The 24531-nt window shown below is 45.7% G+C and carries 20 protein-coding genes; 2 read left to right on the forward strand and 18 right to left on the reverse strand.

Annotated features, from left to right (window positions below; all coding sequences use genetic code 11):
• Nucleotides 1–590: 590 nt before the first annotated feature.
• The 14 genes from AC1DWN_RS00245 to AC1DWN_RS00310 all read right to left on the reverse strand — a co-directional run bounded on the left by AC1DWN_RS00245 (nt 591) and on the right by AC1DWN_RS00310 (nt 17336).
• Nucleotides 591–3680 (reverse strand): transglutaminase-like domain-containing protein, encoded by a 3090-nt coding sequence (locus AC1DWN_RS00245; RefSeq protein ID WP_477556937.1) that lies wholly within the window; start codon nt 3678–3680, stop codon nt 591–593.
• Nucleotides 3667–5187, reverse strand: coding sequence for a DUF58 domain-containing protein (locus AC1DWN_RS00250; RefSeq protein WP_477556938.1), 1521 nt, complete (start codon nt 5185–5187; stop codon nt 3667–3669). Before AC1DWN_RS00250 ends, AC1DWN_RS00245 begins: the two co-directional genes overlap by 14 nt.
• A complete protein-coding gene (locus AC1DWN_RS00255) occupies nt 5184–6215 on the reverse strand; it encodes an AAA family ATPase (RefSeq protein ID WP_477556939.1) in 1032 nt (343 codons plus the stop codon). The genes AC1DWN_RS00250 and AC1DWN_RS00255 overlap by 4 nt, the downstream gene beginning before the upstream one ends.
• Before the next feature lie 90 nt (nt 6216–6305).
• A complete protein-coding gene (locus AC1DWN_RS00260; RefSeq protein ID WP_477556940.1) occupies nt 6306–7637 on the reverse strand; it encodes a polysaccharide deacetylase family protein in 1332 nt (443 codons plus the stop codon).
• A 261-nt stretch (nt 7638–7898) separates the two neighbouring features.
• Nucleotides 7899–8753, reverse strand: coding sequence for a MetQ/NlpA family ABC transporter substrate-binding protein (locus AC1DWN_RS00265; RefSeq protein WP_477556941.1), 855 nt, complete (start codon nt 8751–8753; stop codon nt 7899–7901).
• 48 nt (nt 8754–8801) lie between these two features.
• Nucleotides 8802–9461 (reverse strand): methionine ABC transporter permease, encoded by a 660-nt coding sequence (locus AC1DWN_RS00270; protein ID WP_477556942.1) that lies wholly within the window; start codon nt 9459–9461, stop codon nt 8802–8804.
• Entirely contained in the window at nt 9458–10462 is a 1005-nt protein-coding gene (locus tag AC1DWN_RS00275; RefSeq protein ID WP_477556963.1) for a methionine ABC transporter ATP-binding protein, read from the reverse strand. The genes AC1DWN_RS00270 and AC1DWN_RS00275 overlap by 4 nt, the downstream gene beginning before the upstream one ends.
• Before the next feature lie 128 nt (nt 10463–10590).
• On the reverse strand, nt 10591–11739 hold the full coding sequence (locus tag AC1DWN_RS00280; protein WP_477556943.1) for a DHHW family protein: 1149 nt from the start codon (nt 11737–11739) through the stop codon (nt 10591–10593).
• A gap of 21 nt (nt 11740–11760) precedes the next feature.
• Nucleotides 11761–13143 carry an MBOAT family O-acyltransferase gene (locus AC1DWN_RS00285; protein WP_477556944.1) on the reverse strand — a complete coding sequence of 461 codons (1383 nt, stop codon included), beginning with the start codon at nt 13141–13143 and terminating at the stop codon, nt 11761–11763.
• Nucleotides 13144–13148: 5 nt separating this feature from the next.
• Nucleotides 13149–13676 carry a DUF4358 domain-containing protein gene (locus tag AC1DWN_RS00290; protein WP_477556945.1) on the reverse strand — a complete coding sequence of 176 codons (528 nt, stop codon included), beginning with the start codon at nt 13674–13676 and terminating at the stop codon, nt 13149–13151.
• A 483-nt stretch (nt 13677–14159) separates the two neighbouring features.
• The gene (gene bcp / locus AC1DWN_RS00295; RefSeq protein WP_477556946.1) at nt 14160–14675 is read right to left on the reverse strand and encodes a thioredoxin-dependent thiol peroxidase; all 516 of its coding nucleotides are present in this window, start codon (nt 14673–14675) and stop codon (nt 14160–14162) included.
• Nucleotides 14676–14722: 47 nt separating this feature from the next.
• Nucleotides 14723–15514 carry an ABC transporter permease gene (locus AC1DWN_RS00300; protein ID WP_477556947.1) on the reverse strand — a complete coding sequence of 264 codons (792 nt, stop codon included), beginning with the start codon at nt 15512–15514 and terminating at the stop codon, nt 14723–14725.
• A 5-nt stretch (nt 15515–15519) separates the two neighbouring features.
• Nucleotides 15520–16314 carry an ABC transporter permease gene (locus AC1DWN_RS00305; protein ID WP_477556948.1) on the reverse strand — a complete coding sequence of 265 codons (795 nt, stop codon included), beginning with the start codon at nt 16312–16314 and terminating at the stop codon, nt 15520–15522.
• Nucleotides 16311–17336, reverse strand: a complete 1026-nt coding sequence (locus tag AC1DWN_RS00310) for an ABC transporter ATP-binding protein (protein WP_477556949.1) — start codon at nt 17334–17336, stop codon at nt 16311–16313. The genes AC1DWN_RS00305 and AC1DWN_RS00310 overlap by 4 nt, the downstream gene beginning before the upstream one ends.
• A 411-nt stretch (nt 17337–17747) precedes the next feature.
• Between AC1DWN_RS00310 and AC1DWN_RS00315 the strand changes: the two genes are divergently transcribed.
• Together AC1DWN_RS00315 and AC1DWN_RS00320 are read left to right on the forward strand one after the other, a co-directional pair.
• Nucleotides 17748–18800, forward strand: a complete 1053-nt coding sequence (locus tag AC1DWN_RS00315) for an LCP family protein (protein WP_477556950.1) — start codon at nt 17748–17750, stop codon at nt 18798–18800.
• 94 nt (nt 18801–18894) lie between these two features.
• Nucleotides 18895–20214 (forward strand): glutamate-1-semialdehyde 2,1-aminomutase, encoded by a 1320-nt coding sequence (locus AC1DWN_RS00320; RefSeq protein ID WP_477556951.1) that lies wholly within the window; start codon nt 18895–18897, stop codon nt 20212–20214.
• A 143-nt stretch (nt 20215–20357) separates the two neighbouring features.
• Here AC1DWN_RS00320 and AC1DWN_RS00325 read toward each other — a convergent pair whose 3' ends face one another.
• The 4 genes from AC1DWN_RS00325 to uvsE all read right to left on the reverse strand — a co-directional run bounded on the left by AC1DWN_RS00325 (nt 20358) and on the right by uvsE (nt 24529).
• Nucleotides 20358–21524, reverse strand: coding sequence for a PQQ-dependent sugar dehydrogenase (locus AC1DWN_RS00325; RefSeq protein WP_477556952.1), 1167 nt, complete (start codon nt 21522–21524; stop codon nt 20358–20360).
• 89 nt (nt 21525–21613) lie between these two features.
• Complete coding sequence (locus AC1DWN_RS00330) at nt 21614–22468, reverse strand: inositol monophosphatase family protein (RefSeq protein ID WP_477556953.1); 855 nt, start codon at nt 22466–22468, stop codon at nt 21614–21616.
• 106 nt (nt 22469–22574) lie between these two features.
• Nucleotides 22575–23393 carry a sulfite exporter TauE/SafE family protein gene (locus AC1DWN_RS00335; protein WP_477556954.1) on the reverse strand — a complete coding sequence of 273 codons (819 nt, stop codon included), beginning with the start codon at nt 23391–23393 and terminating at the stop codon, nt 22575–22577.
• Nucleotides 23394–23503: 110 nt separating this feature from the next.
• Complete coding sequence (gene uvsE, locus AC1DWN_RS00340) at nt 23504–24529, reverse strand: UV DNA damage repair endonuclease UvsE (RefSeq protein ID WP_477556955.1); 1026 nt, start codon at nt 24527–24529, stop codon at nt 23504–23506.
• Between the last annotated feature and the right edge of the window lie 2 nt (nt 24530–24531).

The following is a 24531-nucleotide window of genomic DNA, read 5'->3' on the forward strand; positions in this document are numbered from 1 at the left end:
AAGGAATAAGGAATAAGAAATAAGGAATAAGGAATAAGAAAATAAGAGAACTAGAGAACCCCTCCCTTTAATCCTTTTTTCGGTATATAGTGGATTCATTTCTTCCGATCATGATAAGGCTCAACACTGAAATCAGCGGTTGGCGCACAAAGAGGAAAGCTTCAGTTGTCGAATTTCTGTATTTGACTGTATTTCATCCAATCAAATCCAATTTAAAACGGTGTAATCAACCTTTGACTGTATTTCATCCAATCTAATTGTCAGTTTCGCTGATAAAGAGCTTTTAGCTGCCCATTTGATTGGATCTTTTCCATTCAAACACATGGAAAGCTGGAATTATCAGTGTTTGATTGTACAATATCCATTCAAAATTCAAAACATTGAAGGATCGAAGCATCAGATGTTTGGATTACTGATGATATCTATACAGCCAGAATGAAAAACATGGAAGAGCGGAAGTATCAACTGTTTGGTTCGCCGCCCTTTTATTTTCGTTGAAAAAGATCAAAAGTAACGAGGATGCCCAGTCCCGTTCGTACAGGGATACATGTAATCTAGTGATTTTGGAGCTGGGCCATTTATACATTTTTTTATTTGGATTTGGCTAACCTAATACCAGCTTCTTTAGTTGGATGCTTTGCTTTCGCCGTTGTACTTAGGTGTCTCAATACCTGTTGCAAATCGGCTGGTGACGGAGCTCCAGGCCAACTGCCCTGCCCGCTAAACTGTGCTTCTTCTAACCAGCCTGTCAGTCGATGCAGCGCTTCCTGCTGTTCCAATGCAAGCGCGGGTTGTGCTGCGGCAGCGTACTCACGCGCTGTTAGTTCAGGCGCGTGCTCGCCGAAACGGCGATGCAGCTGCGGAGCAAATGCGTGCGCGACGGCTATGAAGCTTGCCCGCAAGCGAGCGCCAGCGCTGCGATTACTGAGGCGCCCGCGATGTCTGCGGCGGCGCTGCACTTCTTGATCCGGCTCATGTTCGCGAGCCGGATCAACGCTCTGGCGATGCGGTGCAATGCGCGCATCACTTGAGGGCGCGGCTGCGCCGGCGAGCTGCGCGATGCCGGCGTAGGCCGCGCCATAACGGCGCAGCGCCAGCGATAGGCGCAGCCGCTGGCGCTTCGCCGCAGCAACTGCAGCGGCCGCGAGCGCTAGCGCGGCCGCGCCTGCGGCGGCTGCAGCGGCGGGCGAAGCCGCCGCCGCGCCCTTGGCGGCGCTCTGCGCCGCTTGCGCGAGGCTGTCTGCCCCTCGCGCAACTGCAGAGGCGGCTTGCTCTGCCGCCGCCTCAAAACGTCGAGCGAGGCCTGCTATTCCTGACTCGCTCACAGCATTAGCTCCGCTCGCTGCGCCAGTCGCGATCGCCTCATTCGCTCCGCCGCCATTTACGGCGGACGCGACTATGTCGACGCCGCTAAATCCCGGCGTCGGATCAAAAGGCACCCAGCCTGCGCCTGGGAAATAAACCTCAACCCATGCATGCGCATCTGAGCCACGCACCTCATAATCCACCAGTTCTAACCTTCCCTCACTATCACCAACACTCACAGCACTACCTATTCCCTTATCCTCACTCCCACCAACACTTACAGCAATACCAATTCCCTTATCCACACTTTCTCCAACACTTACAGCACTACCAATTTCCTTATCCACACTTGCTCCAAGACTTACAGCACTACCAATTTCCTTATCCACACTTGCTCCAAGACTTACAGCTCTCTCAATTCCCTTATCCACACTCCCAGCTCCTGCACTCCCCATATCCTTGAGCGGTGTACCGGCGGTAAAGCCCTTCACCCATCTTGCGGGAATGCCTTGTGATCGGAGCATAACAACCATTGCTGTTGAAAAATGAACGCAATACCCTTCCCTCTGCTCGAACAAAAAGTGATCAACGAAATCCGCATCTTTTGGCGGTACCTTGCTATTTTCGAGAGTATAGGAGTAGCTTGTTTTCAAAAATTGCTCAATCGCCTTCACCTGATCATAACGACTGGTAACACCGCCCCCAGACACCTCTGCTGCTAATGCTACAACTCGGCTCGGCAATGTATCCGGCAGCTGTAAATATTTATCTAACTCCTCATCTAGCTTAGCATTACTTTCCGATACCTCACTCAGATCCTCTAAACTCTGTACACTGTTCTGTCTTTCAGAATCTCCCGAACTCTCAACATTGTTCCGTCCTTCAAGATCTCCCGAACTCCCAACATTGTTCTGCCCTTCAGAATCTCCCATTCTCTCATCACTGTTTTGTCCTTCGAGATCTATTGAACCCTCAACACCATTCCGTTCTTCCAAACCTTCTACACCATTCCGTTCCTCCAACCTTGCATCCAAAGCTCTAAGTTCCGCCTCATCCGTTATAGCAAGCATGCTTTGCACTGTGTATTGCTCCACTTTGGTCGTATCCGACTGAGTATATAATGTGTCAGCCACATCATTGTGGAGGTAGCTGCCGACCTTTCTACGAGGATCGGCGGCTATCAGGTTCGTCACGCGAGAGAACATACCCGAACGAAACAAAGGCATGCCCGATGCGGGCTCGGCCCATACAATCGTTTGTTGAATAACTGGGCCCATATGAAGACCGCCTGTTCGAGCAGCTGCTTTCAAAGCCTCTACTCCATCCGTACTCTGGACGGGCATCAGCTTCATGAGTCCCCCATCATTTTCCCAGCCTCTTCCGTCATATACGCTCTTCGTTTCACCGCGCCAATAGCTTTTTACAGATGATGTGCCTGTAAAAATAATCCGATCATCCAGATCAAGCGGAGCTCCCATTTCACTGTCATCAAAACCATAACCCGTCATCGCTCGCCCACGCTGATCAAGCCCCGACTGCCGCATTACGGTTACAGCGCCATCATCTTGGCCTAACGAGTTCACTGCTTGTTGTAAACGATCGGTTATGGAGATCGTCCAATTCGCCGGTGCCATCTCTGTTTCACGACCATTCGCAAACAATAAGCCGCAGCCAATTACGGTAAGTACAACAAAGGATGATCCAGACAACCAATGCATATCCAGACCTTTTACTTTCCCAATACTCGTTTCAAAAACACGCTGCACACGCGGTACAGAAACCATTGCAGCAAGCAGAAGACCTTCCGCGACGCTGCGCATCAAGCCGCCCATTACATCCATCCCGACCCAGACGTGCAGCGTAACTAAATACAAAATAGTTAGTCCTGCAATACCAAGAGCAGTCTGTCTCATCCACACAAGCGCCTGTAGTGCCGGTGCAAGCATCGCCCAGCCTATAAATAACAATAGTGTCCGAACTTCGCCTGACATCGCCCATAAGCCATTATCCATCATGAGCATCAAATGCTCTTTAAGCATGGACGGAAACCCTATTAGCCATTGTACGCCGCTCTGTTCCGTCCCCTTGTACAGCCACATCAAACTCATCGCACATATTAAGCTATTAAATAACAGTGTAATGACCATCGGCATACGGAACAGTCCAGCCAGCATAATACAGCCAATAACAGCAATAAGTGGTTCTGGATGATAGATAACGGACCATTCTCCCGAATTAACCCACGGCAGAAGCCATTCTGCTAGCAATCCGAATAACAAAACACTCGTAACAAAGCGATAAACGAGCGAATCATCAGCCGATTCCTCTTTCAAATCATTTGTCGCATCCAAGTCTTTGCGTTTACCCGACATCATGCACGCCGCCTCCTTCCTCTGCGTAAGGAGGCATGCTCATATGCGCAGGTACATGCAGCCAGGTCACTTTGACGCCGCTGCTCTCCAGCCACTTTTGTTGCTCCCTCATTGCAAAGCTGGGAATGGTGCTCGTCGTCACAATAAACAGCTCTAGCCTGCAGCCTCTATCAGACGCGAAGCCAGCTAAGTCACCCCAGCTTCTGCCACCTCTCCAATTGCCTGTAAACACAAGAATCGTTTGGCCTCGTTCAAGCGGAGCATGCCCTTTGACAAGGCTTTCCGCCAATGAGTCTTGTCCATCAGCCCGCAGAACAGCCATCATTTGCAGCATGTCAGATACATGTACAGACTGATCCTCTTCATTCATCGATGACACCGCTCGACCAGCCTGTACCAAGGCTGTCCTTTGACCAGCAAGCAGTGTCACATTACTGCCTAGCGCAGCAGCTTGCTGTACCGCATGAGATGCCCAGCCTACACAGGCATCGAACATCCGATCATCCTTATCATAGGCGGACGCCGTTGTATCTATCGCGATAACCGTGCGTGATGGCTGCTCCTGCGTATAGATTTTGGTTTGCAGGCTGCGCCCCTTCGCGGCACTGCGCCAATCCAAATGTCGAAGGGAATCTCCATCCCGATAAGGACGACTATTCGGTCCCATGCCCGCAGCTTTAATAGCTGCGGCAATTTCCAAGCGTGCTGATTCGCCACGGCTCTCCCTTGCTGCTCCAGTCATTTCTGTATACTGACCTTGAGTGGCTTTTCCTCCTCTTCGTGCTGCTTCCTCTGGAAGCTCTGCATAAGGTATGCCAGGTAGCACTATTAGCTCAGCGCTGGTCAATACTCTTTTATGAACAGCAGTAAGCCCCAGCCAATCGCCTATCGTAACGTTTATATATTCAAACCGATGCTGACCTCGCTGCAGCTTGCACAGTGTATAATTGATCGTGGTCTCTTTCTTCAGTAAGGGTATAAATACCAATCGGAAGCTGATTTTAAAATTACTCGCTGCGCTTTCGTTTACAGCCTCATCTCTTATGGTCATCCATACAAATGGGATCGGCAAAGAACGCTTCAGTTGCAAGCGTATGCCAACATCCCCTCCGTCATGCACCTCTGACTCTGGCAATATCCTTACCGCTGTTAGACCTAAAGCAGCAATAACCGGAGCTAGCCCGCTTACAACGATAATCGTGCTGAGCACCGCAGTCAGAAACCATTCCGCAGCTCCGCCGCGGATGATGACAGCTACCAAGCTGCTTATCCACCCTGCTGCAATAACAGACCATACCACCCACCGTGTTCCGTAAGTGTATTCCTTCCCCTCAACTACTGTAATGGATGCATTTCCTCCAGATTGCCTTTCTCTTGAAAGCTTCGCATCCTTTGGCATGGCATCCTTCCGTATCGGGTCCTTTGAAGGCTGCACAATATTTTGTTGTTCTAAGGTCTGATCAGCTAAACCGTCAGCCATTGCTCTTTCGTTTTTTCCCAAAACGTTCATCTGCGCTTCCCACTTCCAAACGCGCCGCTAAGTGCAGTAGGCAGTGAGCATTCACGAATAGTCCGACGTATAATAGCAGTCGCATCAGCTCCCATTGCCGTAGCACTATATCGAAGTGATAATCTGTGCGGTAGAACGGCATCAGAGGTTGTAATTAAATCATCTGGTACTGCGTAGCCACGCCCCTCCATATAAGCGTTAGCTTGTGATGCTCTAAGCCAATCTCGCAAAGCGCGAGGACTAAGTCCTAATTGCACCTCCGGTGCGCGGCGAGTAGCGTCCGCGACCTGAACCATATATTCGAGCAGCGTAGGATCCATATGTGTTTGTCTAGCCTCGGCCTGCATTTGCAGCCATTCCTCTGTTGCAATTACGGGACGCAGCCTTTCCGGTTCAATCCGCTTGCCGTCCGCATACTGCCCAAGCATCCGCTTTTCTTCCACCGAGCCAGGATACCCAATAGTTAAACGCATCATAAAACGATCCAGTTGTGCCTCGGGCAGCGTATTCGTCCCCTCAAAGCTAAGCGGGTTTTGAGTTGCAATCAGCATGAATGGAACGGGCAGCTTTCTCGTTTTCCCCTCTATCGTAACTCGTCTTTCTTCCATCGCCTCTAGTAAGGCAGACTGAGTACGCGGAGATGTCCGATTAATTTCGTCAGCCAGCACTACATTGCCCATAATAGGCCCAGGCCGGTAAACGAGTTCACTTGTGCGAGCGTCTAACACCACGCCTCCGACAACATCTGCGGGCAGCATATCGGATGTAAATTGAATCCGTTTGAATTCTCCGCCTACTACTCGGGCAAAGGTTTGTGCAAGCAGCGTTTTGCCTACTCCCGGTACATCTTCGAGCAGCACATGGCCTCCAGCAAGCAGTGCAGTTAACGTATGTTTAATGACTTGCTGCTTGCCTAGCAGTACGCTTTCTACTTTTAATAGCAAACGGTTTAATAGTACTTGCGGCGGTTCCGGCCAATGACTATAGCGTTCTGGCTTGGCTTCTTCTGAGAACTGGGGAGAAATCATCGTATAATTCGCCTCCTGAAAAATAAATCTATCTATTTTTCAGTGTCCCCATCTTTCTCTCCATTTAGACCTGCTAGAGTCTGATTTCCGCTACATTGTCATCCAAATCTCTCGCTGCTTACCATTAATGATATAGTCGGTAATATCAATCCCGAACTGTTTTAGTGTCGCACGCATCGGGACAACGACCTGCTCCGCTTTCTCCATGGTGAGTACAACCTTCTCTTCCGATTTCCAAACTACGTGATCCCCGTTTAAAACAGCGTCAATAACACCACTTTTCTCATCGAGCTCCCATGTTCCACCAATCCATTTCGTCAGCTTCAGCAGCGGCATCTCGATTGAGCCATTTCTTATCTTATATTCATTAGGAGAGAGCTCTAAGCTCGCTTCTCCTCTATGCAAAATCAATACGGGTGCTGTGCTCTCTTCCTTCTCCATCTCCACAGGCAGGCTGCTTCGGTCAATCTCCTTTCTGAATTGCTTCAACACGGCTGCTTGCTGCTTCGTTACATTAGCCCTGCTCCACTTTATTTTTTTGGCAATTGCGAATTGAATCGGCTCTACTTTGTCTGTTATGAGAGCAAACGAATACCCTTCGCTTTTATAGTATTGAATGACAGCTGGCAGTGCCTTGACCGACTCCTTGTGCCCTACGCTGTCATGCATAAGTACAATTAGCTTATTTGCTTGCCTAGAGCCTTTCACCGTCGCAATAATTTCCGAGGCAGGTACGTCTTTGAGCTTGGAATCGCCGCTATCGACATTCCAGTCATACACCTGATAGCCAGCGTCCTTCAAAGCATCGAAATACCCTTTATCAAAATTGCCAAACGTACCGCCTGGTGCCCGTACAAATGTTGTTCTTATTCCTGTTGCCTTGAATATCGCATCATCCGTTTTTATAATTTGGCTTGAAAACTCTGTGAAATTGCCATACAAACGGTCGTACTTATGATTATAGGTATGATTGCCGATGGTATGGCCCTCCTGAACAATTCGTTTGGCGATTTTAGGCAGTTTCGAAACATGCTCACCAAGCACAAAAAACGTCGCTTTTATATTTTCCTTTTTTAAAATATCAAGAACCTGCGCCGTATGCGCGCTAGGCCCGTCATCAAAGGTTAAATATACAAGCTTCTGTTTGGGATCTGTTTTCACTGCTTCTACTCTATCATTTAGAACAGCCGCAGCTGTTAAACTAGAGTAATTCCCAAGCCGTTCTATGTCAGATTCATAGACTGCAGACCCTGCTCGCAGCGGCTGCAATTCATAATTAGAACCATAAATACTGGCTGGCGGATCCATCAGCTCGTTCACCTCTGCAGCTGCTTCTCCCTTGTACACACCGAAGCCTCCAATCTCCACCACGCCAAAACATACGAGCATTCCACATAACACTACCTGTATGATCCTCCGCATAGGCCTTGCCACCCTTCTCTACGTATAGACAGGAATGATCGTTCATTCTGATAGATTATATGAACAGCATATCTAGTAAATGACATGAAAAGCAAATTCTACCTCTCACCCCTTTACCTCTCGTCCCTATTTACATACCCACTTCCACAAAAAAAGAAGCACCTCTACCCAGTTTGGGTGGAGATGCTTCCTAATTTTCGTATTATAATTTTCTCATTGTAATTTTCTCGCGAACCGCCTTCGCCGTCCCTTTATCATATTTTAAAAAGCAGCTACAATCGCGCCTTTATATTTCTCATCTATAAATTTTTTCACTTCTGGAGAATGCAGCACTTCGATAAGCTTCTTCATTGCGTCTGAATCCTTATTGTCTGGACGCGCTACAAGAATGTTCACGTAAGGAGATTCATTGCCCTCCATGAACAATGCATCCTTAGCCGGAACAAGATTCACCTGAAGCGCGTAGTTCGTATTAATAAGCGCCAAATCTACTTCATCAAATACACGGGGAATAGTCGCTGCTTCCACTTCGGTAATTTTGAGCTTTTTCGGATTTTTTGCAATATCCGCGACTGTGCCGTTTACACCAACGCCTTCCTTCAGCGTGATCAGCCCATTTGCCTCCATGAGTGCAAGTGCACGCCCGCCATTGGAGGGATCATTGGGGATGACTACTTTAGCCCCATTTTTCAGCTCTTCGAGCTTTTTCACTTTTTTGGAATACGCTCCGAACGGCTCTATATGGACACCTGCTACGTTCACTAAATAGTAGCCTCTATCCTTATTAAACTGCTCTAAGTAGGGCAAATGCTGGAAGAAATTGGCATCCAACTGTTTTTCGTTCAGCTGCATGTTAGGTTGAATATAATCATTGAACTCTAAAACCTCTAACTCAACGCCCTTTTCCTTTAACATCGGCTTTACGAAATTCAATATTTCCGCATGTGGAATTGGGGTCGCTCCAACCTTCAACGCAACTTCAGCAGATGTCCCGCCATCCGTTCCAGCGTTGCCCTTATTACCGTTTGTATGGTTACCGCTATTTTTGGCTTGTCCGCAAGACGCTAAAACGAGCATCACCACCATTATAGCAATGACATAGCTCATTTTTTTCATGGTTATTCCTCCGATGATGTTATTTCTCCTAAGCGGCTATCCATTCACTTACTTCCTGCTGGAGAGGCGTACAAGCATATCCCCTGCCGTTTGCAGCACTTGTACAAGGACTATAAGCAATACAACGGTTACGAGCATGACATCCGTTTGGAACCTTTGGTATCCATATCGCAACGCCAAGTCTCCAAGACCGCCACCTCCGATAACGCCCGACATCGCCGTATACGAGACGAGTGTCACCGCTGTTATCGTTACAGCCGCAATTAGACCAGGACTCGCTTCACGCAGCAGCACGCGCCGTACAATATCCCATTTGGATGCACCCATCGCTTGTGCCGCTTCAATTACACCGCGATCTACCTCCCGTAGAGAGGTTTCCACCAGCCTGGCGAAGAATGGCGTTGCCGCGACAACGAGCGGCGGTATCGAACCCTCTACCCCAAGCGACGTACCTGTAATCCATTTCGTAACGGGCATAATCATAATCATCAAAATGACAAACGGCACCGAACGCAGCACATTGACGATAAAGGAAAGCACACCGTAGACAAAAGGCTGTTGCAGCAGCTGTTTCCGCGCAGTTAAAAATAAGACCACACCCAGAATCAAACCTAATATGATCGTAAACAGCAGTGATGCCGCCATCATATAAAGTGTGTCCCTCGTTGCGTACCCGATTTCCGGCCAGTAAACATTTTCAAAGCTCATTCTAACGATTCCACCTCCAGCCCTTCCTTACGCAGAACAGCAATAACGCCTTCTATTTCTGCATCATTGCCAATGAGCTCAACGATAAGTTGACCGTAAGGGGTCTGTTTCATACGTGAAACCGTACCTTGCAAAATAACAAACTGAACAGATGTCGGTTTAACGGCATTGTACAGGATCGGTTCGTAAGTTAAACCGCCGATATAAGTCATTCGCAGCAGACGGCCCGCACTTCTACCTAGCAGCCCAGCCGCAGCTCCAATGTCCGTTGCCTGTTCGACAAAATCACGGGTAATTGCATGCAACGGCTTCAAAAATACATGAAGCACCTTACCTATCTCCACAATCTCACCTTGATCAATAACGGCTACGCGATCACATATGGAGCGAATTACATTCATTTCATGAGTAATGAGCAAAATCGTGATACCTAACTTCACATTGATTTCGAGCAGCAAGGCTAAAATGGAGTTGGTTGTTTGTGGGTCAAGTGCCGAGGTTGCCTCATCGCATAGCAAAACCTCGGGATTATTCGCAAGCGCGCGTGCAATACCTACTCGCTGCTTTTGACCTCCCGAGAGCTGTGACGGATATTTACTTTCATGCTGTTCGAGCTGAACGAGCTTCAGCAGCTCATCAACACGCTTATTTATTTGCGCTTTAGATTGCTTTGCCAGCATTAGTGGAAAAGCGATATTGTCGCGAACTGTAGACATAGACAGCAGATTAAAATGCTGAAAAATCATCCCTATCCGCTGCCGCTCGCGCTGAAGCTGCCTTTGGGATAGTGCGGACAGCTCCACATCGCCAACGGTTACCGTTCCAGATGTCGGTCGCTCAAGAACGTTTACGCAGCGCAGCAGCGTGCTTTTCCCCGCTCCTGAATGACCGATAATGCCGAATATTTCACCTTTGTTCACCGTCAAGGTTACGTCTCGAACGGCCTCAGTTGAAACCGATCCGACGCTGTATGATTTTCTGATGTTCTGCAGCTTAATCAGTTTTATGACCTCCTATTGCAACAAAATAGGATACACGATTTTGAAAAATAAAAGGCTGGATCCTGCACCTATTGTATCCAATGCTCTTACTTTTACTCATCGTTCAGGTCATAGTGAATTACTTTCATTTAATACTTCAGCTTCAGTAGATTACGTTCCGAAATGAAGGTTGTTGTATTAAAAAGCAGTAGTACATCTTCAATCCCATTTTCCTTCATATAGTCACTAATCTTGCCGTTATAATAACGAATGTCGATTACATGGATGTCCTTCACATGCTGCGTAAGAAAAGGCAGAAAGCTATGGGCGTAGGAATCTTTAATGACGAGCAGCTTCTCCTTGTCCACTTGCTCCTCGGGCAGCTCCGTATGAAGAGTCATTAAAGCATGTACCCCGCCAAGGAAATACGAATATTTGTCCTTTTTCGCTAAATAGCTTGTGTCATACATGCTAGTGAAAGTTTTATCCGTATCTGCAACATACATTTCAGTCTTACTATCATTTTTTGCTTTATAAGCTTGAATAGAATCCGGCTTCAATCCGCTGAATTGACTTCGTGTATGGTAGCTTCCTAGAAACGATTCGGTGACCATCTCGATGTCAAAATCCTTCTCTGCAATAGGAGTCCAGCCCATCTTTTCCGCATAAGCGACATAGGCCAGATAAGCGCCATAAGTCGTCCAGTGATGATCGGTTTTATAATAGATCGGTTTCGATTCGTCAGTTGCGGCGCTCAAAAAATCAAAACCATTAATAAACGACATGCTGCCTTTAACTTTCTCGCCGATAAAGCTGTTTACCTTCGTTTGCGGATATGCCTCTGCCAGCCATGGCAGCCGATTAGGATACATCCCGATAGATGTTGGTGCCAGCATGAAGGTCATATTCACGTCGGGATAGTTTTCCGCATACTTTTTCACCGACTCTGTAAATAACTCGATTTGTGTATAGTCAGGCTCATTAAACTTTTCGAACAAGTAGCCCTCTTTGCCTTTGTATATTCCGTTATTTTCTTGCTGCAGACGAAGCTGCTCCAGCATCGACTTCGACCATACCCATTTCGCTCGAAAAGGAAAATGATCAGTTATGTAGTTTTCCGTATCGTCTGAAAACTTCTTGGACCATATATTTTCCCATGTAAGCTCAGGTTTTTTTTGAAGAGTTCGATTCTCTACCTCAGAGAACGCCTGTACCGGCAGCAAAAAAAATAATAGCGACATGGCAAACAAACTACTAACGAAGCCCCATACCAATATGCGATCTGTCTTCTTTTTCATATCTGCTTGCCTCCTTCTCCGTTAAAAACGGAAGTATAAAAACGGGTTGAATGTTGCATCGACCAAATAAGCGACCGACATCAGGAAAAGCGCCGCGTACCAGCCAAGCTGAATAACCGGGCTGAATGTCCCAGTTCTCTTCCATTTCGGCATAGATGCCAGTACTAATAATAGGAGTAAAATAGCGTTCGTGTATAACAAATATAACGTCTCATCATTCCATAAAGGCTGATGATTAACGCCAAACATCGCAGCAAAATAAGCGCCCATTTCAGATAAATCTTCAAAGGCGAAAAATACCCAGCCTATTAAAATTAAAAACAGTGCATAGACATGTCGAACCCAAACAGGTACCCGCTGCAAAAACTTTAAACCAATCCATTTTTCAAAAACAAGAACAACCCCGAAGTATAAACCCCAAAGCAGAAAGTTCCAGCTGGCTCCATGCCAAAATCCAGTTAGCAGCCATACGATCATAATGTTTCTAAGCTGCTTCCAAGGCCCCTTACGGTTGCCTCCGAGCGGAATATACACATAATCTCTAAACCAGGTGCTAAGTGAAATATGCCAACGGCGCCAAAAGTCGGTAATACTTTGCGCTGTATACGGTCTATTAAAGTTTTCGTTAAAACGGAAACCAAACATTTTGCCCAGTCCAATCGCCATATCGGAATAACCGCTGAAATCAAAATAAATTTGGAAGGCAAAAGCAATAATACCTAGCCATGCGGTCATAACTGGCATCGTACCTGTACTAGCTCCTGATATCGTATGCCACAGCAATCCAATATTGTTTGCGAGCAGCACTTTCTTCGCTAAACCAATAATAAATCGTCTTACTCCTTCAGCAAATAGCTCCATATCGACTGTGCGATGACGCAATTGCTCAGCGATCGTCGAGTATTGAACGATAGGTCCTGCGACGAGCTGAGGGAACAAAGCGACAAAGGTTCCGAAATCGACCCAGTTGCGCTGCGCCTTTGCTGTTCCTCTATAAACGTCAATGATATAGGACATGGATTGAAACGTATAAAATGATATACCGATTGGCAGAGCCAGTTCGGTTAAAGGAATTTGAGTACCTAATAGTCCGTTCACGTTGTTTATGAGGAAATCTGCATATTTGAAATAACCTAGCAGGGATAAATTAACGATAATAGAAGTAACAACAATGGATTTCCGCTGTATGTTGCTCCGCTTTGGGTTGCTTAAAAGCAACCCAAAGCTATAGTCTGCAACTGTGGAGATCAACATAATGACAATGTATACCGGCTCGCCCCAAGCGTAGAAGACGAGGCTTGTGGCGAATAAAACGAAGTTTTTAATTCGCCACGGGGACACGAAGTACAGGAACAGGACAGCAGGCAGAAATAGAAATAGGAAGAGTAGACTGCTGAATACCATACTCGTTATTTGTTCTCGAAGAAGGAATCGAATTCCGTTACAAATTTTTCAACTTCAGCTGCATCAGCGATTACGAAAAATACATAGTTTCCTTTTGTTACAAGCTTATATTTTTTAGCGTTTTCGTATTGATCCGGCAGATAGGTTTCAAAGTTTTTTTGAATATCTGTAGCGCGCTTTTTAATTCCCTCTTGAACAGCCGCGATATCTTTAGCATCCTTCACTTTAAAAACTGCCARTTCATTCGATTTAACGTTCATCATTGGAGACATAGCCGTATGTTGTTCCAGCAAAGCAGGATCTATATAATACATTTGCTTAATCATGTCGGCTGTCATTTCCATTAGTGACGGCTGTTCGATCTTGGCAAGCATGCCGTCCACCATTTCCTTGGTCGTTTTTGACGAAACGAATTGCTCTTCTTTGTTACCCGATGTATTGGAATTGCCCGAATTTCCGTTCGAGCCCGAGCATGCAGTTAGCACCAAACCTAGTGCAATAACAAGTATAAATGCGAAATAACTTTTCTTCATAGTAATCAATCTCCTTGGTGTCTAATATTTTTTGTCTTTCAAAAAGTAGAAACGAGTTCTGTTCAGATATTGTTGCAGTTTATTGATTATGGCAAAAGATGATGTTAGCAATCCTTCATCCCAACTTACATAGCAAAGAAGCTGTAAGCATGATTTTCGTGCTTGCAGCTTCTTTGTACTTATCTACCTATGACTTGGAGTCAGTAAGCTCACTTTTGGTGCTTACAGCCTCGTTTTTGAGTATTTTTCGAGCTGTAAGCTCGTCTTTCGGGCTTACAGCTCCCTCAATGCTAGTTTTCCCGTAGATTTTGAGGCTATAAGCTCACTTTTGGTGCTTACAGCCTCGTTTCCGAGTTATTTCTGAGCTGTAAGCCCACTTTCGGCGCTTAAAGCCCCCTGCAACTTACAAGCGCATGCTATACCTTAATTTTCGAGTTTTACGTTCGTTCATTTAGTTAGTTTGGTTAGTTTGACTCGTTTGGTTCATTTGATTAGTTTGGCTGATTTAGTTGGCGTGCTTACAGCATCGGACTCCATCTGTAAGACAGTATCAAGCACCTCTTGCGTATGGCCCTTCACTTTAACCTTGCGCCATTCTCGAACTAGCTTACCCGCAGCGTCGATCAGAAATGTCGAGCGAACGATACCCATGTACTCTTTGCCATATAGCTTCTTTAATTGCCAAACGCCATATTGCTCACACACGGTACGCTCCGTATCCGCCAGCAGCAGAAACGATAGTTCCTTCTTTTCAATAAACCGTTGATGCGATTTCACCGTATCCCCGCTAATGCCTAGGATAACGGTATTATGATGACTTAACTCTTTATTGGCGTCTCGAAAATCACAAGACTGCTGAATACAAGTCGTCGTCATATCCTTCGGATAAAAATATAGGACGACGTTTTGTCCACGGTAATCACTTAAAGATACATTTTCTCCGCTTGATGCCGGAAGCTCAAAATTAGGCGCCAGCTTGCCCACTTGCAGCTTTGTCATGTCTAAACCTCTTTTCTATCTCCATTCGAATGTCTTAGTCAATTGTATTATGAGCCCGCTCCACGGTAACGCCTTACGCCATAATTCCAGAAGAGCAAACTAAGCGTGAATACAACGAGACCCATAACTGGTGTAAGCAGCGCGAGCTGCGATAGATCATCCGACTTTTTATCAAGAAAATAGGAAGCTGGAATGACACCTACAAACGCGAATGGCAGCACCCATGTTAGGACGAACCGAATCAATTTATTGTAAATGTTTACAGGGTACCGCCCATAGTTTTGGATATTGTACAGTAGTGGAACTATGCCGGTTGGCGCGTCCGAAAAAAATGAAATCGCGCTGATTGCTGTATATAGGCCCGCATAAATCAAGAATGCTCCGAATATAAGCAACAAGAGCATCAACACATCTAGTAATTGAAATGGCAGACCAAGCTGTGTCCAGCATAGCCCCATGATGATGGCCCCGACTAACGAGCCGATCAGTGACGGCGGATCTACATTCTCAAGCAGCACTTGATACAAGCTATGAGCCGGCCTTGTAAGGACACGGTCCATTTCACCCTTTACAATATAACGTTCGCTGAAGTTCCAGATACTGAAAAAAGTGCTGAACAAGCCATACGGAATCATGAAGAAGCCATAAACGAACACTACCTCAGCCTCCGACCAGCCGCCAAGCGATTCCGTATGCTGGAATACTACTAAAATGAAGATAAGGTTCATCCCTTGAAACAATAAATCAGAAAGCACCTCGACCCAGAAATCAGCACGATAGGTCAGCCTTGTTTTTGCGTAGTTTTTAAGATATTCCCAAAATAATGATGCATATCTCATCTCTATTACCCCCCTTGCACGAACAGACGTCTACGAGCAACGCGCCATGTCCACCATATCGGCACTAATAGTACAGCAAACCAAATCACTTGCAGACCTAGCACCTGTCCTACTCCACTCATCGGCGTCCGCCCTGTGAATACGGAGCTCGGCAAATACGTTATGGCTTGGAAAGGCAGCCACTGCATAATACCGGACAGCCAACCCGGAAAAAATGCGATCGGCACGACAACGCCAGAGAACAGATCAACCAAAACCCGCTTCATCCGCATCATGCCTTCATTATTTTCGACGAAAAAGGCAAACAGTCCGGTCAAAATATTAATTTGCGAGTTGATGAGAAAGCTGAAAAACAACATAACCAAATACACAAGCCATACTTTCGGATCGGTCGGTAAAGTAACCGGAAAAATAAGACAAACAATAATCATACCCGGCACCATAAATAGCAGCATTCGGAATAGTCCTTCTCCGAATCCCTGCATCATTTTGACGAACAAATAATTATAAGGTCTAACAAGCTGTATCGATACACTACCATCACGTATCTCATTAGCAATTTCACGATCCAAGTTATTGAAATAAAAGGCACGTGCCATCCACGATACCGCAATATAAGTCGTCATCTGAGCTACAGTAAACCCTACTAACGTATCTTTGTCTCCATAAATAGCCTGCCACAGAAAATAATACGCCCCAATATTAATAGCATAAATAATGATTCCGCTATAATAATTAACGCGATAAGCAAGCATCGTTATAAAACGAATGYGAATAAAATCGATATAGGCACTCATCATAGCTGAGCCGTCTCCTTGGGTGTGGAAGCAGAGCCGGATTGATAGATGCTGCGTACAATATCGTCCGTGTTCGTTTCAATGATTTTAATGTCACGAATTTCAACTCCGCCTACAACGCTGGCTAATGCGTCCGATACATTAACGGCGTGAGGTAGCCACATTTTACCGGTGACGTCATTTTCAAGTGTCCACGATACATCTAATGCTTTCGTTAACTGCTTCAGCTTCTCAAGAGGTGTATGTCTGGCAAAGGTAAATTGAATTTCGCGTCCCTTGCTCCAACGATTTTTCAAATCATCTAGACCGCCATCATATATAATACGTCCGTCATCAAGCATAATGACTCGTGAGCAAAGCGCTTCAATATCTTGGAGATCATGGGTCGTCAACAATATCGTGGTTCCCTGCTCACGGTTCATTTGCAACAAAAAATCACGAATTTCCGTCTTCACTACTATATCTAGGCCAATTGTCGGCTCATCAAGAAACAGAATGGCTGGGTTATGCAAAAGTGATGCAACAATTTCACAGCGCATCCGCTGTCCAAGGCTTAGCTTGCGAACAGGTCGATTCAGCAGATCTCCCAGATCCAGCCTTTCAACAAGCTCGTTCAATCTCTTCCGGAAGTCTAGCTCCGACACACGATATACTTTACGTAGCAGCTGGAACGACTCGATAACACCGATATCCCACCACAGCTGGGAGCGCTGTCCGAATACGACACCAATTCCACCTACGAATTTCTCCCTATCCTTGAATGGTACGTATCCATTAACTTTTAGATAACCAGATGTGGGAACTAGAATGCCCGTCAGCATTTTTATTGTTGTCGACTTACCCGCTCCATTTTCTCCAATGTAGCCGCAAATTTCGCCCTGTGGAATCTGAAACGATATATCTTTAACTGCCGTAACTTCGGTATACTCACGCTTAAATAAATCTTTAAGAGCGCCGGATAATCCTTCACGATTTTTCTGAACATTAAACTGCTTACGTAAGTCTTTCACATCTATAGCTAGCATGTGCTGTAAAATCCCCTCTCACTTCGACATTTCCTAGGAAATATCGATCTTTTCATCCGTAAATCGATAAAACTTGCTTCTAGGTAACATTCAGCTTTATAATTTTATGATATGTAATCATACATGAGTTATTGCTATGCGTAAACGTCGATACATACAATAGCTATTAAATAAATCGCACTTCGAAGAAAAATTTGTCCTAATTCGCATTTCCCGCTTATAATCTCTTCAACTTTAAGAAACAAAGCTAAGGTAGTAATTTGTCGAACCTAAGGTTAGCCCTCCATCCAAATGTTCTTATTTATTTAGATCTTTTGTGAAACATAGGGATATTATACAGCTTAAAGCCATGTGCAATTTATTACACACTATCTAGAATATGCAATTACCGAAAGGAGCACTTCTAACGAAATGCGCACAAAGACGAATAAGAAGAAATGGAAATGGTTGTATATAAGCCTCGGCGTCATCGTTGCCGCAGTTCTAGCCTATGCGATCTATTGGGGTATTGGGGTATATGGTGCATTGGATAAATTCAGTGAACCTCCGAAAGAGACGATTAATGGTGAGACGCCAGAAGAAACAGTTGAAATTCCAGAGTGGATGGGCAAGGAGCGAGTTAATATATTGCTGCTCGGCGGCGATGCACGTGGAGTGGAAGAAGGGCAGCCAGCTAGGTCAGACTCCATTTTAGTGGCTTCCTTCGATCCTGTTACAAAAAAAGCTCATCTATTCTCAGTGCTTCGCGATACGTATGTGAAGATCGAAGGACATGGACACGGTAGAATCAATACAGCCTTAACGCTCGGCAGTTATCCGCTGGCTATGAAGACGGTCGGTGACTTACTAGGACTTGAAATCCAATATTATGTCTATACAGATTTCGAAGGTTTTAAAGCCCTGATTGATACGATCGGCGGCATTTACTTTGATGTCGAGAAAGACATGCACTATACAGACAACGCGGACGAAAATCGTTACGACATTGATCTAAAAAAAGGCTACCAATTGCTTGACGGTGATAAGGCGCTGCAGTATGTACGCTTCCGCCATGATGCGATGAGTGACTTCACGCGTACAGAGCGCCAGCGCAACTTCTTGCAAGCTGTTGCTAAGGAATTACAATCATCATGGAACATTATACGTATGAAAAAAATACTAGAGAGCGTCCAGCCTTATGTTTCAATGAACCTGTCGGTACCTGACATGCTCAAGCTTGGGCAGCTAGGCGTTAAAAGTCATGTAGCCGGAACAACGCAAATACCGCCTATGGAATTAATTGCTGAAGAGAAGGTTGGCGGCGCATCTGTCATCGGAATTACTGATGATGATGATCTTCGATCTTATGTCCAAATGACTCTAGAGTCCGATGATACAATTCCAGCACCAACAGAATCAGCTATGCCTACCGATGGTACTACAAGTAACAACTCGGACCATTCATCTACTAGCTCCACACGATAAATAACAGCTCATAAACTATTAACAACACAACGAATACATGCGACAGCTTCTGCTTGTTGCATGTATTTTGTTGCTGATAAGGAGATTACATGTAATGAAAGTACAGAGACCAAATTCAGAAACCCTTTATCAAGAGGCTTTGCAGCATATTGTCGGCGGAGTAAACAGCCCTTCACGTTCCTACAAGGCAGTCGGCGGAGGCGCGCCTGTATTCATGAAGCGTGGTGAAGGCGCCTATTTCTGGGATGTTGATGACAATCGTTATATCGATTATTTAGCAGCTTATGGTCCTATCATTACTGGACATGCTCATCCACATATTACGGATGCGATAATTCGCGCTGCACAAAACGGCATACTCTATGGCACACCTACCGAACTTGAGATTGTACTTGCCCGTATGCTAAAACAGGCTATTCCTTCCCTCGATAAGGTTCGTTTCGTCAACTCTGGAACAGAAGCGGTTATGTCGACGATACGTGTTGCCCGAGCTTACACGAAGCGCACCAAAATCATTAAGTTCGCAGGATGTTATCACGGCCATTCTGATTTAGTGCTTGTTGCCGCAGGCTCCGGCCCTTCTACACTTGGTATTCCCGATAGCGCTGGCGTTCCCGCAAGCATAGCAAACGAAGTGATTACTGTTCCCTTCAATGATTTAGAATCGCTGAAAGCTGCGCTCGAGCGTTGGGGTCATGAAACAGCCGCTGTTATGATTGAACCCATTGTCGGCAATTTCGGTATGGTTATGCCGCATGAAGGCTATCTAGAAGGTCTCTGCAAGCTCACTCGCGAGGCAGGCGCACTTGTCATCTATGATGAAGTGATTAGTGCCTTCCGCTTTCATTATGGTGCAGCTCAAACCTATAATGCCTTCCCTGATCATCAAGCGATTGAACCTGACCTTACTGCGCTTGGCAAAATAATCGGCGGCGGCATGCCTATAGGCGCATACGGCGGTCGTAAAGAAATAATGGAGCAGGTTGCTCCGCTCGGCCCTGCTTATCAAGCAGGTACGATGGCAGGCAACCCTGCCTCCATCTCTGCCGGCATCGCTTGCCTTGAGCTGCTGCAAGAGCAAGGCATCTACGATAGAATGAACATGCTCTCTGCAAAGCTTGCTGCTGGTCTTCAAGCAGCGGCAGATAAACATCATGTGCCGCTCACTATAAATCAAATTCGCGGTTCATTCTCTGCGCATTTCTGCGATCACCCGATTACTAATTATGAGGAAGCACAGGATACGGATGGTGAGCTGTTTGGCGCCTTTTTCCGACTGATGCTAGATCAAGGCATTAACCTTGCGCCTTCCAAATATGAAGCGTGGTTCATGACAACAGCGCACACAGAAGCCGATATCGATGAGACTATTAAGGCTGCTAACTATGCTTTCTCTCAGTTGTCTGCAACTTAACATTATTATTTCGAACGTATAATAGTTTATTACAGTAAAAACACCCGTTCATCACTGCCTTATGCAGTCAGATGGACGGGTGTTTCTTTTAAGACATTTGAAATAAGCTTTACTTTGTCATCTATTAATCGCTTTAACTCTACTTAATCCTGTTCAATCCTGTTCAATAGCAGCAGTCTATCGTCCGAATCCGATGGAGTTCCACGCCCATCCGTATTGTTGGTAATCACATAGATGTTGTCACCTTTCATCTTCACATCCCGCAGTCTACCTTCACCCTCAAACAGCACTTCCATGACATTCGTCTCCGGGTCAAAACGGTAGAGAGAACTTCCCAGCAAGGTTGCTATTAGCAAGCGGTTATTAGCATCAACCGTCATTCCTGAAGGGGCAATCGCTATCTCCCCTGTATGATAGATCGGCACTATCATCCCTTTTCGCTGCTCATCCCCATTGATGGTCGGCCAGCCATAATTTCCACCTGCTACTATTTTGTTAATTTCATCATGCCCTCCGGGTACTCCTGACGGACCATGCTCACTACTCCACATCACTCCATTAGCATCCCATGCAAGGCCTTGCGGGTTGCGATGACCATAGGAGTATACATACGATCCCGGAAAAGGGTTCTTGTCAGGCACGCTGCCATCTTGAGTCATTCGCAATATTTTGCCTGCTAAACTGTTTAGATCTTGTGCTAATTCTCTCTGCTGTGCGTCTCCTGTGGTAATATAAAGCAACTCATCGGTGCCGATTGCCATTCTACCGCCATCATGGTTGGAAGACCCCGGTATCCCTTCGATTAAAGCCTTCACTTCATCCCACTGATCGCCATTTTGCTTGATCAAAACAACACGGTTGAACAGCTCGCCCTTCTCCTCGTAAGTGTGATATGCATAGGCTAACCTCGACTGCTTGAAATCAGGTGCGAGCAAGAGGCCTAGCAGCCCTCCTTCACCTTGATGCGTTACATTTTTGAGCAAGTGAACCGATTGGCGCTTTGTTTCCTTACCATCGACCCTTACAATATTGCCTTCACGCTCACTGATATATATAGTGTCTCCATCAAACGCGATAACCCATGGTACGCGCAGTCCCCCAGCTAATACCTCATATGCCGCAGCTGGCTCGTTCGAATGAGTAGGTTCTACAGCGACCGGCTTGTCCACGGCTGTGTTAGACGGTTGATTAGTTGACGTATTTACTGGCGGATTTATAGACGTCGAAGGATCATTTTGCTCACAAGCTGCAATTAGCCCTGTTAACATCATTAACATGACAAAAACAGTTGTTTCCTTTGCAATCGTCATTATTGTAACCCCTTTGATTAGAGAAATTGAGAAGATACAGAGAAGGACAACGTTCCTGCGAGTATACGCGGTACGTTGTCCTTCATTATTTACTCATTAGCTTTTGCTACTGCTAAAGAAGCAACGAGTTCTTCATGTATAAGTCCATTTGATACCGCGACGTTCCGCACACCTATATCGTAAGGCTTACCAAGTGTATCCGTTACAACTCCGCCTGACTCTTTAATAAGCAACGCTCCTGCCGCCACATCCCAGCTATTCAGCCCAATTTCCCAAAATCCGCTTAATCGTCCCGATGCTACATACGCCATATGAAGCGCGGCTGATCCCGAAATTCTGAGGTTGCGAACCTGAGGTGCGATCGCCTGTATCCCTTTTAGATTCAATGCCAAAGCATAATCACGTTCAGCTGGCAAGCCTGTCGCTAGCAAGCTGTCACTAAGTGTATTTTCCTTAGAAACCTGCATCCGCTTACCATGAACATAAGCCCCCTTGCCTTTCTCAGCCACAAAAAGCTCATCCTTCATCGGATCATAGACAACACCGACGATTACTTCACCATGATGAGCAAGCGCAATCGACACACAGAAAAACGGAAAACCGTGCACGAAGTTTGTTGTGCCATCAATTGGGTCGACTATCCATAAATATTCAGCGTCACGCACATTTTCAAGCGCTCGAGTCGAAGCTTCAGGGCCTGGTTGTACACCCTCTTCACCAAGAAATGAGTGATGAGGAAAATGCGTCAGCACTAAATTTTTAATTAACCGCTCTGAACCTTTGTCTACCTCAGTAACTAGGTCATGCGAGGAATACTTTATATCAAGGCTTGCGTAATTTCCGAGCTTCGTCTTTATCCATTCTCCTGCCTTTGATGCGCAATTTATTGCGACAGCCGTAAAGCTTTTCCCGCCTACTACGGAAGCGTTGTTCTGATCACTCACGATCCATCACTCTTCCCTCTATATTAAATTTTGAACGTAATACTCATGCTCTAGATTGATACGTCCTCTCTTATAACAAGTTTCGGATTTGGTTATGTTCACCATATCAAAATGATCGCAATCCTTCAATGATTAATTGTCCTGCTAGCAATAATAAAGTAATTCTTAATAACCAAAGCAATCCCTTGCCGCTCATTTTCACAGCAATAGCCGCTCCTAGCTTTCCACCTATCCATGCGCCTGGTACTAAAGCGAGTACTAACATCCAATCAATTTCACCAAGCCCGATATGCATCCCGCTTCCAAGTATCGATGATAAAAATATAACGAACATAGAAGTAGCGGTCGCCACATGCGGGGGAAATCTGAACAAAAGGACCATAAGTGGAACAAATAAAGAACCACCGCCAATTCCAAAGAGACCTGAGATGAGACCAACACCAAATCCAATCGCGAGTGCTGATACCAGCCCATAACTATATGTATGTACCTTGCCAGTAGCATCCTTTAATGTACGAACAATCGGCCATTCTTTCGAAAACGGTTTCATGTAGTCTCGTGCAATTAATAAACCCGCCATGGCTAACATAAAAATACCGAATATCAGCTGAAATAGTCCAGCAGGCATTATGMCTGTCATTGCAGAACCAATTACAGCAGCAGGACCGCTCGTTATAAAAAATAACCAACCGCTGCGAAAATCGACTATTTTTCTTTTTGTATAGGCAAGTGTAGAAGAAAGTGCTGTAACGACTAACACAGTTAATGATACACCTACCGCAGTCGAATGCTCAATCGTTTCACCCGTCAACACTGGTCCGAGCAGCATTAGTACCGGAACAATTATAATGCCGCCACCTAACCCGACAATACTGCCGAACATTGCAGCTACAACACCTAGCAGTACAAATAGTACCCATTCCATCCCGATAATCACTGCTTTCTATTACAAAATCGTGTTGGTTAATCTGAGGAGCTGCAAATAACATACAAGAGCACCGACAAGTCCAATGCTTGACGGTGCTAACACGATTCTTATTCGTGTTTCATTATTTCTACACTTCCACCGTCCAGAACTTTGACGCCATGCCCATGCTCCTCTAATTGCTTCAAATCCTCGATGAGTTTCATTAGGGCCTCATCCTTGCTTTTCGCTTCGAGCATACAATCTAAATACGGAGTTGTACGTGCTGCATGCCGTAAAAATTGAACAAGCGGCTCAGGATCAACAAAATCAGCATGACCACGCGGGTCAGAAATACTTTTTGGACTGGAAGCATGAATTTTGGGAGGAAGCTCCTTCTCATTCTGATACCCCAGTCGATCACGCTCAAGTTGCCACGTTCGCTCTATGCGCGGCCAAAGAGAACCATACAGCTCGTCCTCTTCAATATCTCCTGCATTTACAGCATGGTGATGAATATCGAGCACCATAGGCACATGGGTAGCCTCAGCCACTTCAAGCGTCTCACGTGTATTAAACGTTTTGTCATCATTCTCCAGAGTGACACGATGCTGAAGCCTGGAGGGGAGTTCACCGAACTGATGAATAAATCGCTCCGCTGCCACAGGCTTATCCCCATATGCCCCGCCGATATGTATGTTGCATTTCGTCGCTTCATCTAACCCCATTGCCTCAAGCATTTTAACATGATTAAAGAGATCAAGCTCAGACTTCCTTAGCACCTCTGGGCGAGGTGTGCTGAATACACAAAAATGATCCGGGTGGAAAGAAACCCGCATCTGATGTTTTCGAACAAAATCACCGACTTCTTTGAACGCTGGTTCGAGTGCCTCGAAAGGATTCCATCCCTCTAAATCCCCATGCGTAGCCAGTGGAATGAGCTTAGATGAAAAACGATACATCTGAATTCCACTAGCCTTGGCATGCTTCATAATACGTAAAGAATTATGCAGATTCTCTTCTGCAATTCTTTCCAGCTTACGAATGCCAGCTTCTCGGTCGTCTAACTTGGAGAAGCTGGAAAACGTCATTGTTTTGGAAGGCGAGGCATTTTTAAGATGCAAGCTCATAGCAACGAAGCCGAATCTTACAATCATCG

The sequence above is a fragment of the Paenibacillus sp. P4_A7 genome (assembly GCF_056402455.1).